This window comes from Longispora sp. NPDC051575 (assembly GCF_040681875.1).
Taxonomy (GTDB): domain Bacteria; phylum Actinomycetota; class Actinomycetes; order Mycobacteriales; family Micromonosporaceae; genus Longispora.
Window position 1 is genome coordinate 56,650 of record NZ_JBFAZP010000003.1, and the last position, 13,155, is coordinate 69,804.

General features: G+C 72.0%; 13 protein-coding genes. 9 read left to right on the plus strand and 4 right to left on the minus strand.

Going from position 1 to position 13,155, the window contains the following annotated elements:
• The first annotated feature begins 3 nt into the window (after positions 1 to 3).
• Positions 4 to 1,272 carry an ATP-grasp domain-containing protein gene (locus AB0M43_RS07770; protein ID WP_363722168.1) on the plus strand — a complete coding sequence of 423 codons (1,269 nt, stop codon included), beginning with the start codon at positions 4 to 6 and terminating at the stop codon, positions 1,270 to 1,272.
• A gap of 466 nt (positions 1,273 to 1,738) precedes the next feature.
• On the opposite strand, the gene AB0M43_RS07775 is transcribed toward AB0M43_RS07770, so the two are convergent.
• Positions 1,739 to 2,215 carry a hypothetical protein gene (locus AB0M43_RS07775; RefSeq protein WP_363722170.1) on the minus strand — a complete coding sequence of 159 codons (477 nt, stop codon included), beginning with the start codon at positions 2,213 to 2,215 and terminating at the stop codon, positions 1,739 to 1,741.
• 258 nt (positions 2,216 to 2,473) lie between these two features.
• On the minus strand, positions 2,474 to 2,899 hold the full coding sequence (locus AB0M43_RS07780; protein ID WP_363722172.1) for a hypothetical protein: 426 nt from the start codon (positions 2,897 to 2,899) through the stop codon (positions 2,474 to 2,476).
• Between the two features lie 183 nt (positions 2,900 to 3,082).
• Between AB0M43_RS07780 and AB0M43_RS07785 the strand changes: the two genes are divergently transcribed.
• The 5 genes from AB0M43_RS07785 to AB0M43_RS07805 all read left to right on the plus strand — a co-directional run bounded on the left by AB0M43_RS07785 (position 3,083) and on the right by AB0M43_RS07805 (position 8,019).
• Positions 3,083 to 3,949, plus strand: a complete 867-nt coding sequence (locus tag AB0M43_RS07785) for a virginiamycin B lyase (protein ID WP_363722174.1) — start codon at positions 3,083 to 3,085, stop codon at positions 3,947 to 3,949.
• Between the two features lie 272 nt (positions 3,950 to 4,221).
• Positions 4,222 to 4,905 (plus strand): HAD family hydrolase, encoded by a 684-nt coding sequence (locus AB0M43_RS07790; RefSeq protein ID WP_363722176.1) that lies wholly within the window; start codon positions 4,222 to 4,224, stop codon positions 4,903 to 4,905.
• A gap of 85 nt (positions 4,906 to 4,990) precedes the next feature.
• Complete coding sequence (locus AB0M43_RS07795; protein WP_363722177.1) at positions 4,991 to 5,968, plus strand: RNA polymerase subunit sigma-70; 978 nt, start codon at positions 4,991 to 4,993, stop codon at positions 5,966 to 5,968.
• A gap of 5 nt (positions 5,969 to 5,973) precedes the next feature.
• A complete protein-coding gene (locus tag AB0M43_RS07800) occupies positions 5,974 to 6,675 on the plus strand; it encodes a DUF6069 family protein (protein ID WP_363722179.1) in 702 nt (233 codons plus the stop codon).
• A gap of 216 nt (positions 6,676 to 6,891) precedes the next feature.
• A complete protein-coding gene (locus AB0M43_RS07805; protein WP_363722181.1) occupies positions 6,892 to 8,019 on the plus strand; it encodes a serine hydrolase domain-containing protein in 1,128 nt (375 codons plus the stop codon).
• Between the two features lie 119 nt (positions 8,020 to 8,138).
• Here the strand turns inward: AB0M43_RS07805 and AB0M43_RS07810 are convergent, their stop codons facing one another.
• Positions 8,139 to 8,759 (minus strand): SRPBCC family protein, encoded by a 621-nt coding sequence (locus AB0M43_RS07810; protein ID WP_363722183.1) that lies wholly within the window; start codon positions 8,757 to 8,759, stop codon positions 8,139 to 8,141.
• Between AB0M43_RS07810 and AB0M43_RS07815 the strand changes: the two genes are divergently transcribed.
• Together AB0M43_RS07815 and AB0M43_RS07820 are read left to right on the plus strand one after the other, a co-directional pair.
• Positions 8,681 to 9,241 (plus strand): TetR-like C-terminal domain-containing protein, encoded by a 561-nt coding sequence (locus tag AB0M43_RS07815; RefSeq protein ID WP_363722185.1) that lies wholly within the window; start codon positions 8,681 to 8,683, stop codon positions 9,239 to 9,241. The two genes, AB0M43_RS07810 and AB0M43_RS07815, sit on opposite strands and share 79 nt — an antisense overlap.
• Positions 9,242 to 9,493: 252 nt before the next feature.
• Complete coding sequence (locus AB0M43_RS07820; protein ID WP_363722187.1) at positions 9,494 to 11,719, plus strand: discoidin domain-containing protein; 2,226 nt, start codon at positions 9,494 to 9,496, stop codon at positions 11,717 to 11,719.
• A gap of 43 nt (positions 11,720 to 11,762) precedes the next feature.
• Here AB0M43_RS07820 and AB0M43_RS07825 read toward each other — a convergent pair whose 3' ends face one another.
• Positions 11,763 to 12,311 (minus strand): DUF664 domain-containing protein, encoded by a 549-nt coding sequence (locus AB0M43_RS07825; RefSeq protein ID WP_363722189.1) that lies wholly within the window; start codon positions 12,309 to 12,311, stop codon positions 11,763 to 11,765.
• Positions 12,312 to 12,489: 178 nt separating this feature from the next.
• Here AB0M43_RS07825 and AB0M43_RS07830 point away from each other — a divergent pair, with 178 nt between their 5' ends.
• The gene (locus AB0M43_RS07830; RefSeq protein WP_363722191.1) at positions 12,490 to 13,110 is read left to right on the plus strand and encodes a LysE family translocator; all 621 of its coding nucleotides are present in this window, start codon (positions 12,490 to 12,492) and stop codon (positions 13,108 to 13,110) included.
• The last annotated feature ends 45 nt before the right edge of the window (positions 13,111 to 13,155 follow it).

A 13,155-nucleotide genomic window follows, 5' to 3' on the forward strand; every position in this document is an offset into this window, starting at 1 on the left:
CCCGTGGACCGGTGCGCCATCGTCGTGGACCCGCTGGGGACGGGCCAGGAGTACCCGGCCGCGTTCGCCGACGCCGGCGTGGAGACGGTCGCGGTGCTCAGCACCCCCGAACCCATTCCGCTGTACGCCGCCTCCTGGCACCCCGAGAACTTCGCGCACGTGCACGTCTTCGACGGCGACCTGGAAACCCTGGCGGACCTCCTCCGGGGGTACGACCCGCTGTGCCTGATCGCCGGCTCCGAGACCGGCGTCGAGCTCGCCGACGCGCTCGTCGAACTCGTGCTGCCCGGCACCGGCCACGTGCCCGCCCTGGCCGCCGCCCGCCGCGACAAGTGGGCCATGGCCACCGCCGCCGACGCCGCCGGCCTGCCGCACCTACGCCAACTGTGCTCCGCCGACCCGGGCGAGATCGGCCGCTGGCTGCGCGACACCGGCCTCGACCAGGTCCGGCTCGTGGTCAAGCCGCCGAAGAGCGCCGCCACCGACAACGTGCACTTCGTGGAGCCCGGCGGGGACTGGCGGCCCTACTTCGACCAGATCCTCGGGCACACCAACGAGTTCGGGTTGCGCAACGACGCGGTCCTCGTCCAGGAGTACGCCGACGGGCCCGAGTTCCTCGTCGACAGCTACTCCGTGGACGGCGAACACGGGCTGGTGGACGTGTGCCGCTACACCAAGGTGCGGCGCGGGGACCGGATCGGCATCTACGACCTGGTCGACTTCCTCGCGCCGGGGGACCCGGACGTGGCCGCCGTGTGGCCGTACACCCAAAGGGTTCTCGATGCCGTGGGGGTGCGCAACGGGTGCTGCCACACCGAGGTGATCCTGACCGCCGACGGCCCCCGGCTCCTGGAGGTCGGCGCCCGACCGGCCGGCGGCGGGCACCAGATGATCTCCAAGATGGCGACGGGTACGAACCACATCCTGCGCACCGTCGACCACCGGGTACGCGGCGAGTCCACCCCGACCTACGACCTGGTCCAGCACGTGTGCAGCGTGGTCATCTCCGCGCCGCACGCCGGGGTGTGGCGCAACGCGGACCTGTTCTCCGACGTGTCCGCGCTGTCGACGTACGCGCTGCACCACTTCTACTTCGGCGACGGCGACGCGCTGCCCGCGCCGGCCGGGCTGTCCAGCATGGTCGGGTGGGTGGTGCTGGCCACGACGGACCGGGCCGCGCTGGAGGCCGACTACCGCCGGATCAAGGAGCTGGAGCGAGGGATGGTGGTCGAGGGGGCCCACACGTGCGGCGATGACTCGCCGAGCGGGTGAACCGGCGGCCCGACACCATGGAATGTTCTTCGTGCGATGTGTGTACTCACGACGTCGGAGCACCGGTAGAGGGTCGTCTGAGTTGATCGGGGAACCTGCCGGCCCGTGCGGGGCACAACGGGCACGACAGTGACCATTCCCTTGGGGAAGCGAACGGATGCCGGCCTGGCGACCGGACCCGCCGAACTGTTGAAACGGTACGGACGCCAGATCTTCGGGCACGCCGCCCACCGGGTCGGCAGTGAACTGGCCGAGGAGCTGGTATCGCAGGCGTTGCTACTCGCGTTCAGCCAGAGCGACCGGTTGACCGCGCCGCCGACGGTGCGCGGCCTTGGCTGTACGGCATCCGCGCCGACCTGCTCCGCGAGATCCTGCTGCTGCATGTGTGGGCAGGGATGGACTACCCCGAACCGACCGCCGCTCTCTGTGGGCACCGCGCGATCGCGCCAAGGCGAGCCTGTTCGGTCTACCTCGCCGCAGGCGCTGCCGGACCTGCGGATTCCGCCGTGCCGTCCCGGTTGAGCAACTCCTGCCAGTAGTCGTTGTGTTGGCCCAACAGAGTGACATAGCGCACGAATATCGGCCGCAGATCCTCAATCGACAGTGAATCGCTGGCCACCCGCAAGAACTGCAACTCCTCATAGAGCATGACTAGCTGGTTGAGGATCACCTTCCGCTTCAGCCAGTAGATGTCCAGGTTCCAGAAGGTCAGTAGTCCGCCAGCGAACATGGACAATGCGCCGAGTACGAGAGCGACGTTCCGGGACCATGCCAGATAGCCGGTGCTGCTGAACTGCAGCCCGAGTAGCACGGTGGAGGTGGCGCCGATGAGCATCACCGAGATGTGCAGGGCCCAGGACGCACGTCGGAGACTGTCCTTGCGCTTACGATGTTCCGCGATCGCGGTCGAGAGGAGTGTGTTTAGGTGCTCGTAAGCGTCCACTGGGGCAACCTCCGGGCGAGCTGCAGCGATGGTACATGTTAGCCGTCACTGGACGTGGAGCACCCCCAGTCCACATTCGGAATGCCTTCTAGTCAGGCCGCTGAGCCGGATCAGTCGGAACGTCCCCGACGAGAAGTGAGCAGCGTCGACTCCAGTCCGACTGCGCGGAGCACCGAGTAGGCGTGGCTGATCAGGGATGCCCGAGAGCTGCTTCACGGGAATGGGGCCGTCACGACGCGGTCCTTGTCAGGAGATGGGTCACCTGCGGGTGTACCAGCAGGTCACGTAGGCGTCGCCGCGTTGGATGGTCTTCGCCATGTCTCCGCTGGGCCTGGCGTTGAGGGTGTCGATCCGCCGCGCCCCCTCGGTCAACTCCAGACCCCGGCCGTACTTCATGGCGTAGGGCTCGTAGAGCCGCCAGGTGCCCGCGTCGTTGACGGTCGACTCGCCGGGTTCCTCGCTGGTCGCGCCGCACTCGACCACCCCGACCCTGCGGAAGGAGCCGTCGGCGGCGAGGGTCAGGGTGCCGCCGTGCGGGCCGTTCCAGGTGCCGACCACCTCGTCGTCCTCGACGTGTTCGTCGGGGTCGACGCCTCCGGCGCAGCAGCAGATCCCGTCGCAGCCGGCCAGGAGGAGTCCCATGAGGAGCCAGCGTCCGATCCGACCCTTGAACACGTTCAACATGGCCTCAGCGTAGGCAGGTGGGGGAGGTGCCGGGGCCCCGCCGGATGTGTTCTGGCTCTCCCGCCCGGCGAGGGTCGCCCCGATCCGGCCGCTTCTCCAGGCCCGGGACCGAGCCGGCGGCCGGATCCTCCCGATCCGGGACCGCTGCCCGGTGGCCCCTCTCGGGGAGCTACGGTCATGATCATGGACATCGAGCAGATCACCATCGCGGACCCGACCGCCGGCCCCTACGCCGTCGCCACCGGACTCGACGGCGCGCTGTGGTGCACCCTGGTGCACGCCGGCCGGATCGTCCGGCTGTTCCCCGGCGGCGAGCCCGTCGCGTACGACGTGGGCGCGGACTCCGGGCCGACCGTCATCACCGCCGGGCCGGACGGGGCGCTCTGGTTCACCCAGTACAAGGGGCACCGGATCGGCCGGATCACGACCGGCGGCGAGGTCTCCACATTCGAGTTGCCCACCCCCGAGGCCGGTCCGTACGGGCTCGCGGCGGGGCCGGACGGGGCGCTCTGGTACACGGCGACCTCGGCGCACCAGGTCGGTCGGATCACGGTCGGCGGCGCTGTCACGGAGTACCCGTTGCCTGCGGGGTCGTTCCCGTCCGCGATCACTGCCGGGGGTGACGGCGCGGTCTGGTTCACCCTGAACCAGGCCAACGCGATCGGCCGGATCACCGCCGACGGCAGGCTGCGCACGTTCGACCTGCCCACGGCGGGCGCGGCCCCGGTGGGGATCACCGCCGGGCCGGACGGCGCGGTGTGGTTCGTGGAGATCGGCGCCGGACAGATCGGCCGGATCGGCACGGGCGGCGAGATCACCGAGTTCCCGCTGCCCGACCGGGCCAGCCGGCCGCACGCCATCGTCTCCGGCCTGGACGGCGCTCTGTGGTTCACCGAGTGGGGAACCCACCGGCTCGGTCGGATCACGACCCGGGGGGACATCACGGAGTACGACCTGCCGGGTACCGAGCCGCACGGGCTGACGGTCGGGCCCGACGGCCGGATCTGGGTGGCGATGGAGAACGGCGTGCTGGCCCGGGTCGGGCGCTGAGGCACGGGCGAGGACGGGCAGGAGTTGACGGAGCCGCGCTGACGCGCACGACCCGGCGGTGGGGCGCTGACGCTCATGACCCGGCGGTGGGGCACCGACGCTCACGACACGGGGGGTCGGGCGCTGACGCTCACGACCCGGCGGTAGGCGCCGAAGCGCAGGACCTGTCCGGTGGGGCGCCGACGCACGACACTGACGGTTGGCCGACGCGGTTCAGACGGGTCTGACGACGCGCCGTAGGCAGAGACGGAAGGGGTCGCGAAGTGTTCGTTGTGGCTTTCGATCTGGATGGAACGCTGGCCACCGCCGGGGTGATCGGACTGCGGGCCGCGCTGGCCGCCACCCGGGCGGTCACCGGCCGCGAACCGGACGTCCTCCCGTCCCGGGCCGGGCGCACGGACACCGCCATCGGCCTGGACATGCTCCTCGCCGCCGGCGTGCCCCGGGACGAGGCCTCGGGCCTGCTCGGCGCGTACCTCTCGGCGCTGCACGACGCGGCGACCGGCCTGATGGCCGACTACCGGGACCGCGCCCGGGTCCTGCCCGGCGCGCGCGAGGTCCTGGAGGAGCTGAACGGGCGGGCGGACGTGACCCCGGTGCTGGTCACCGGCAACATCCGGTCGGTGGCCGAGGCCAAGATGACGGCTCTCGGCCTGCACGGGCTGGTGGTGTGGGGCTGTGGGGGCTACGGCGGGGACTCGGCCGTGCGCGCGAACCTGGTCCACACCGCCTGGCGGGCCGCGCGCGCCCGGACCTGCGCCCCGATCCCTCCCGGCCGGGTGATCGTGGTCGGTGACACCCCGAGGGACATCGACGCCGCCCGCTCCGCCGGAGTCACCGCCGTCGCGGTCGCCACCGGAGCCCACACCGCCGCCGAGCTCGCGGGAGCGGACCTGGTCCTGCCGGACCTGGCAGGCCCGCGGACCGCGGAACGGATCCTCTCCGCGCGCCCTTGACGGACATCCCGCCTCACGGTGATGAGTTTCCGGGCCCGTGCCCGTCTTACCTACGACGGACACGACGAGGCGGAAGGATGACGTGATGAGTACGGACACGCGCGACATGGGCGAGGTGGACGAGCCGGCGTTCGCGGGGCTGGCGCAACGGCACCGGCGCGAGCTGCACGTGCACTGCTACCGGATGCTCGGGTCGTTCGAGGACGCCGAGGACACCGTGCAGGAGACGTTCCTGCGGGCCTGGCGGCGGCGCGAGACCTTCGAGGGGCGGTCGACGTTCCGGGCCTGGCTGTACCGGATCGCCACCAACGCGTGCCTGGACCTGCTGGCCCGGCGGCGCCCGGAGCCCGCGACCGGCGGCGAGGTGCTGTGGTTGCAGCCGTACCCGGACCGGCTGCTCGACGAGCTGCCGGCGGCCGACGCGGACGAGCCGGAGACCGTGGCGGTCGCGCGGGAGACGATCGAGCTGGCGTACCTGGTCGCGGTCCAGCACCTGGCGCCGCGCCCCCGGGCCGTGCTGATCCTGCGGGACGTGCTCGGCTGGCCGGCGAAGGACGTCGCGGAGCTGCTCGGGGACTCCGTGAACTCCGTGAACAGCGCCCTGCAGCGGGCCCGCGCCGGCATGCGGGAGCACCTGCCCACCGAGCGGCAGGACTGGACCGGCGGCGAGGAGGACGCCGCGACCCGCGAGCTGGTGCGCCGCTACACCGACGCCAGCCTGGCCACGGACATCGACCGGGTCGCCGCGCTGCTGCGGGACGACGTCCGCTGCTCGATGCCGCCCACCCCGGGCCTGCACATCGGCCGGGACACGGTCGTGGACGACTGGGTCGCCAGCGGGTTCGCGGGCATGGGGCGCATGCGTGCCGTCGCCACCGCCGTGAACCGGCAGCCCGCCGTCGCCTTCTATCTCTGGCAAGAGGAGGCGGACGCGTACCTGCCGCTGACGATCGACGTCCTGCGCTTCACCGGCGGGGAGATCACCGAGATCGTCACGTTCCACGACGACCAGTTCCCCCGACTCGGGCTGCCGGAGCGCCTGCCGGCGGACGGCACGGAGTAGTCCCGGTGCGGACGCTCACGCTGCGCGGTGGCGCGCGGGTCGCGGTGGTCGCGGGGGAGTGGCGTGACGCGTTCGGCGTCGTCACCCAGGGGCGGGTGCAGCTGGAGTTGCGCGACGGCGGGCCGGGGCCGGTCCTCGGCCGCGACGCCGGGTTCTGGCTGCGCGGCACCGGCGTCCGCGCCCTGCGCAACCCCGGCCGTCGCACGGCGCGGGTGCGCGTCGTCGTCCCGCACACCAGTGACCGAATGAGGGAGAAAGACATGAAAAGCATGACCGACACGAGGGGTACCGTGGGCCCGGCGCCGCGCCGGACCAACCCCTTCCGCAGGCTCGTCGGCACCGGCCTCCTCGCTGCTCTCGGAGCGGTGGCGGCCACCACTCTCACGGCCGCGCTCGCCGGGGCGCTGGGCGTCGACTTCGAGATCCCGGAGGGTGGCGAGGTGATCCCGCTGGCCGGGTTCGCGGTGGTCACCGGCTTCTTCTCGGTCGTGGGCATCGTTCTCGCCGCCGCACTGCTCCGGTGGAGCGCCCGTCCCGCCGGGCGGTTCGGGTGGACGGCGGTGTCGCTGACCGCGATCTCGTTGGCCCCGACCCTGCTCTCCGGGGCTGACGCCGCCACCGTTGTGGCCCTCATCGTGCTGCACCTCGTCCCCGCAGCGGTGGTGATCCCCACCCTGGCACGGAGCCTGCGCGCGCGGACCCGTTGACGGTCCGGCGACGGAGAACGCGCCGCGACCATCACCCGGCCGCAGCCGCAGCCGCAGCCGCAGCCGCAGCCCCAGCCCCAGGCGAAGGAGACGTGGCGGCCCAGCACACCGGCGATGCGCTGGACGAACAAGGGCCGGTCCCGGCGGCGCTCAGGGACCGGCCCTAGGGGATCGCCCCCTTACACAGTCCGAACGGGACGGGAAGACTTCGTGGGCATGAGACTGCAACGGATAGGGATAGTCGCCCTGGCCCTCGTCCTCGCCACCTCCGTGGCCGCACCCGCCGGCGCCGCCGCACCCGCCGCAGACACCCTCCGCGACGAGCTCGACGCCGTCGTCGCGGGCGGCGCGCCCTCGGCCGTCCTGGAGTTCCGGGACGGCCGGCGCGTCGAGCGGCTGGCCAGCGGCGTCGCCGAACTCGACCGCCACCGGCCCGCCCCGGTCGACGGCAGGTTCCGGATCGGCAGCGTGACGAAGACCTTCGCCTCCACGGTCGCGCTCCAGCTCGTCGGCGAGCGGCGGCTCGCCCTGGACGACAGCGTCGAGCGCTGGCTGCCCGGCACCGTGCCCAACGGCCGGAACATCACCGTGCGCCAACTGCTCAACCACACCAGCGGGCTGTACAACTACACGGACGAGGTGCTCGTCTCCCCGGAGCAGGTCGTCCGCGACCGGTACAAGCGGTACACGCCCCGGCAACTGGTCGCGCTGGCCGCCGCGCACGACCCGCTGTTCGCGCCCGGCACCGCGTGGTCGTACTCGAACACGAACTACGTTCTCGTCGGGCTCGTGATCGAGAAGGCGACCGGCCGGTCCTTCGAGGCCGAGGTGCGGCGGCGGATCGTCCGGCCGCTCGGGCTGCGCGACACCGACCTGCCCGGCGACGACCCGTCGATCGGCGGGCCGCACGCGCACGGCTACCTCCAGGTCGACGACAGGCCGGTGGACATCACCGCGCTGAACGTCTCGTCGGCCTACGCCGCCGGGGAGATCCTCTCCACCACCCGCGACCTGAACACGTTCTACGCGGCGCTGCTCGACGGCCGGCTGCTCCGGCCCGCCCAGCTCGCCGAGCTGAGGACCACGGCGTTCGACTCGGGCTACGGGCTGGGGATCGGCAAGGTCGCGCTGCCCTGCGGCGCCGAGGTGTGGGGGCACACCGGCGGGATCCCCGGCTACCTCACGTTCTCCTACCACCAGCCGGAGACCGACCGGCACTTCAGCCTGTCGGCGACGACCTACGCGGTGGTCCCGGACGTCGCCCTGCTCGGCGCGCTCGTGGCGGCCTTCTGCCCGGGCGGGGTGCCGAACGGGTCGGCCGCGCCGAAGCTCACGATCGGCTGACGCCGGAGCCCGGACCGGCTCTGGCGGACCCGCGCCCGACCTGTCGGGCGGCGAGTCGACGTCCCGGCCGGTCGCGACGGTTCCCGCGCCACCCCGACCCCGGGGTGGCGCGGGACGTGTCAGTTCGAGTGGTGCCGGGCCTCGGCGGTGGTCTTGAGGTTGCGCAGCCAGTCCTCGAGGCCCATCCCGAGGTAGGCGGTGGAGGTGGGCACATCGGCCTCCACCTGGGCGCCGACCCACGTCTCCTCGGTGCGCACCAGAACGCCGCCGTCGACCTCGGTGAACGTCCACACGTGGGTGCCCTGGTCGATGCGCAGCCCCTCGCCGATCGCGGGCCCGGTCCAGCGCAGGCACCTGCCGTACTGTGCCTGCCGCACCGTGGAGGTGATCACCAGCGTGGTGGCGGGCGTGCCGGGGGTGGCGGGCACGGGGGTGGTCCACCGAAACCGCGAGCCCTCGCGCAGGGGGCCCGGGTCCAGGCGCCGGGCGCTCGTGACGGGCGGCTGCCACGACGGCCAGTCCCGCACCGTGGTCTGCAGGCCCCAGACCGTGCGCAGTGGAGCTTCGATCATGACCTCGGTCCGGTACCGGATCCGGGCGGCGGGGTCCACGCCCTCGCCCCGGCAGGTCAGCGGCCTGGGCTGGCCGGCCGCCGCGCTCGGTGCCGCCGTGCTCCCGCCGGCGGCCCCGGCCGGCAGGGTGGTGCCGGCGACGGCCGCGAGGGCCAGCGGAATCGTCATCAGGGCGGTCCAGGCCCGGCGGCGCGGGGTCCTGGGTTCGGTCTGCGCGTGACGCGTACCGCAGCCTCGCCGACGCCGTCCGGGCCGCCCTCGACGCGGGCGCCGACCCGGCGGGGCTGGCGCGCACCGTCCGGGACTGGGCCCTGAGCGACCCGCACCGGTACTTCCTCATCTACGGCACGCCCATCCCCGGCTACCACGCGCCCGAGGACACGACCCGGATCTCCTCGGAGATCATGGCGGCGCTGCTCGACCCCTTCGCGCCGCGTACCCCTCACGAGGGTGTGACGTCCTTCGAGCGCCATCTCGCCGGACACCGGCACTGGGCCGAGGGCCACCCCGCGTCGCCGGCGGCCCTCCGGCGCGCCCTGACCTTCTGGACCCGGCTGCACGGCGTGCTCGCCCTCGAACTCGCGGGCCACTTCGGCGGCATGGACTTCGACCCCGCGCTGCTCTTCGCCGACGAGGCCGCCAACCTCTGAGGGGCCCGACGCGGTCAACACGCGCGGCGTGATCCAACACTTCCCAACATTGCCGGGCATCTCTGTGTCCAGGTTGGTGGATACGCCTGGAATATCGACCCGATCCTATGAGGATCCTGTTGACATCTGCGGAAACGAGCGAGAAACTGACCGTGTTCTTGCATGAAACAACATGAGTGAACACGGAGTGCTCGGGGCGCTGAGGCGCTCGGGGGCTGCAGCGTCTCCCGTTCCGAAAGGGAAGGTTCAGCTGTGTCACGTTCTCGAAAAGTGCTTACCGCCGCGCTCGCCGCCGTCGCGCTGGTGACCGTCAGCGCCGTGGCTTCGTCGACGGCGTCGGCGCTGCCACCCGGCGCCACGTACACGGTCACGGCCGGGTCGATCGGCTCCTACGCGTTCCCGAACGACACGCCCGCGAGTACCTATGTCGACAAGGACGGCACGTTCTACTTCCAGCAGGCCGCCGCGCTGTACGGCGCATCGGACCCCCGGCACTGGGACTTCTTCACCGGGACGAACTTCGACACCGCGTCGAAGTCGAGCGCGATCAGCAACGCGGTGAACCCGAACAACGCCAACGACAAGAACAACGACACGACCTGGCGGTGCAACAACAGCCCCACCGGCCTCGGCTCCACCTACGCGCCCTCGGGGTCCGGATACGCGCAGCGCAACTACTGCGACCTGTCCGGGGTGTGGGTCGACCCGGACACCGGCGACTGGCACGGCCTGGTGCACAACGAGTTCACCCCGCAGCCGTTCGGTGACGGCCTGCACTACGACGCCATCGACCACGCCGTCTCGACCAACCAGGGGCGGACCTGGGTCATCGACAACTCGGTGATCACGTCGCCCTACAGCACGAAGCGCAACGACACGGCGGCCTTCCCGAACCAGACCTACGACTACGGCGACGGCGACCAGCGGCTGTTCGTCGACACCGCCTCGGGCTACTTCTACGCGCTGTACGGCTCGCGGATCGTCGACAAGAGCGGCAGCTGGAAGGCCTTCTACTCGCACGTGGCGCGGGCTCCGCTGTCGGGCAAGATGGCGGCCGGCACGTGGCAGAAGTGGTACAACGGCTCCTGGTCGCAGCCCGGCGTCGGCGGCAAGGAGAGCAACATGGTGCCGGTGACCGCCGCCAACCCCAACGGGTACACGCCGACGGGCTCGGAGTACAACCCGGCGAACACCGGCACGGCCAGCCAGCAGATCGCCGCCGGCAAGATGCCCGCGACGTCGCCGCTGTTCGTCATGAACATCGCCTACAACGCCTACCTCGGCGTGTACATCGGCACCCCGCAGGCCGTGGACCAGTCCGGCAACGCGCCGCAGGAGTACTACGCCACCGACGACCTGGCCACCCAGAAGTGGACCCGGATCGGCGACTCGGGCAGCTACCACACCGCGTCGTGGTACCGCTGGTTCCTCGACAGCGCCAACAAGACCAACTCCACGATCGTCGGCAAGTCGTTCCGGTCGTACTGTTCGTTCGGCTGTTCCGGCGGCTCGTCCAGCCAGTACGTCACCATGAGCATCGACTCGAACATGCCGGCCCCGGCGCCGGTGGACCTGTCGAAGACGTACACGATCGGCACCGGTTCCGGCCGGGTCCTCGCCCAGGTCTCCGGCAGCTCCGCCACCACCTCCGTGGGCACGGCCACCGGCTCGAACCTGGAGAAGTGGTCGTTCACCGCGACCGGTGACGGCGCGTACCGGGTCACCAACGCCTCCACCGGCCAGGCCCTCGGCGTCGACTCCGCCGTCACCACGACCCGGGCCTGGGGCACGAAGCCGACCGTCACCGCGTCCACCGGCAGCGTCGGCCAGCAGTGGTTCCTCGTCAAGAACACTTCGGGGGGTACCTACCGGCTCGTCAACCGGCACAGCGGACTCGTCCTCGGCCTGTCCACCGACTCCGCCCGGCTCGCCGAGACCACCCCCACCCGCAGCTGGACCAACACCACCGGCAACCCCGTCGGCGGGTCCAGGTCCGCCGCCGAGCAGACCCTGACCCTCACCGCGTCCGGCACCTCCGGCGGCGGCCGGTTCCCGCAGTCGTCGATGTCGGTGCGGTCGTGCGACAGCCAGGAGACCACCAACGAACAGGCGCCGTGCACCAACGTGCTCGACGGCAACACCGCCACGTTCTGGCACACCAAGTGGTCGGGCACCGCCGCGCCCATGCCGCACGAGATCCAGATCGACCTGGGCGCCAGCCGCTCGGTGACCAACCTGTACTACCTGCCGCGCCAGAGCCAGGCCAACGGCCGGATCGCCAGCTACGAGGTGTACGTCTCCGCCGACGGCACCACCTGGGGCACCGCCGTGGCCACCGGCACGTTCGCCAACAACACCGTCGAGCAGACGGTGACGTTCGCGGCGAAGACCGGACGCTACGTCAGGCTCCGCGCGCTGTCGGAGGTCAACGGCAACCCGTGGACCGCCGTCGCCGAGATCAACATCGCCGGCGTCTGACCACGACCCGGGCCGGAGGGGAGCACGCCTCCCTTCCGGCCCGCTACGTCGACTGCCAGCCGGCCGGCGGATCCTCGCCAACCCGCCCGTCCACCGCCTCGCGCAGCAGGTCCGCCTGCCCGGTGTGCCGGCCGTACTCCTCGAGCAGGTCGAACAGCAGCCGCCGGAGGCTCGCCCGCCCATCGCCGACGTGCACCCGCCGGTCGAGGCCGCCGTCGGCCAGGGCCTCGGCGAGCCGTTGCCGGGACCGGGCCACCGCGGCGTCCCACAGCGCGTAGAGCTCGGCCGGGCCGTCCCGGTCGGCCGAGACGAAGTCCCAGTCCGGCTGGGCCTCCCAGTCGGCCGAGAACCAGGGCTCGTTGATCCGCACACCGGCGAGCTTCACGGTGAACGTGTTGTCCTCGACGGCGGCCAGGTGCTTGAGCAGCCGGCCCAGCGTCAGGGTGGACGCGCCGATCCGCAGGCCGAGGCCGGTCTCGTCCAGGCCGTCGGCCTTCCAGCGGAACGTGGCCCGCTGCCGGTCCAGGGCGCCGATCAGGTGCTCGGTCTCCGTGCCTGCCAGCGGGGGCTCCCAGGGGGGATCGTCAGTCATGGCCGCAGCCTAGACGCGGGATACGACAATTTCGCGGCAACGCCCGTCCCCGGCCAGCGGTCGGGCGGTGCGCGCTGGTCCGGCCGCGCGCCCGGCCGGGGACGACGGGACGGCCTGCGGAGGCCGGGGACCGGCTGGCGCCCCGGTAGCTGTCGTGGGACCGCGATAGTCTCGCCCGATGATCGACAACCTGGTGGCGTTCGCCGTGACCGTGACGCTGCTGTCGGTCACGCCGGGCACGTCCATGGCGCTGATGACGCAGTCCGTGCTGCGGGACGGCCGCCGCGCCGTGCCGCCCGTGGTCGCCGTGACCGTCACGGGCCTGTGCGTGCACGGCGTGGCGTCGGTGGCCGGACTGTCGGCGCTGGTCATGCGGTCGGCCACGGCGTTCGCGGTGCTCAGATGGCTCGGCGCCGGCTACCTCGTGTGGCTCGGCGGGCGGGCGCTGTGGGCGGCCGTGCGCGCCGGTCGCCCGGCGGAGACCGTGCGCCCGGCGGAGCGGTCGGTTCCGGCGCGGCGGGTCTTCCGCCAGGCGTTCCTCGGCAACGTGCTCAACCCCAAGGCGGCCGGCTTCTATCTCACCGCGCTGCCGCAGTTCCTCGACGCCGGCCGCCCGGTCACCTCGACGGCGCTGCTGGTGGCCGTGCACGTCGGGATCGTGCTGTGCTGGCTCACCCTGTTCGGCTGGCTGGTGGGGAAGGGGCGGCGCGCGCTGCTGCGGGCCCGGGTGCGGCGCTGGCTCCAGGCGACGACCGGCGCGCTGCTGATCGGGCTGGGGGCCCGGGCGGCCCTCCGCTGAGTGCGGCTCCCGGTGCGGCCCGCGAAAACCACCACCTTCCGATGG

What these genes read in the sequence shown, in the direction of transcription:
- AB0M43_RS07780 (WP_363722172.1), bottom strand. Translation starts at nt 2,899, where the DNA reads ATGTTGAACGTGTTCAAGGGTCGGATCGGACGCTGGCTCCTCATGGGA.
- AB0M43_RS07785 (WP_363722174.1), top strand. Translation starts at nt 3,083, where the DNA reads ATGGACATCGAGCAGATCACCATCGCGGACCCGACCGCCGGCCCCTAC.
- AB0M43_RS07795 (WP_363722177.1), top strand. Translation starts at nt 4,991, where the DNA reads ATGAGTACGGACACGCGCGACATGGGCGAGGTGGACGAGCCGGCGTTC.
- AB0M43_RS07805 (WP_363722181.1), top strand. Translation starts at nt 6,892, where the DNA reads ATGAGACTGCAACGGATAGGGATAGTCGCCCTGGCCCTCGTCCTCGCC.
- AB0M43_RS07810 (WP_363722183.1), bottom strand. Translation starts at nt 8,759, where the DNA reads ATGACGATTCCGCTGGCCCTCGCGGCCGTCGCCGGCACCACCCTGCCG.
- AB0M43_RS07825 (WP_363722189.1), bottom strand. Translation starts at nt 12,311, where the DNA reads ATGACTGACGATCCCCCCTGGGAGCCCCCGCTGGCAGGCACGGAGACC.
- AB0M43_RS07830 (WP_363722191.1), top strand. Translation starts at nt 12,490, where the DNA reads ATGATCGACAACCTGGTGGCGTTCGCCGTGACCGTGACGCTGCTGTCG.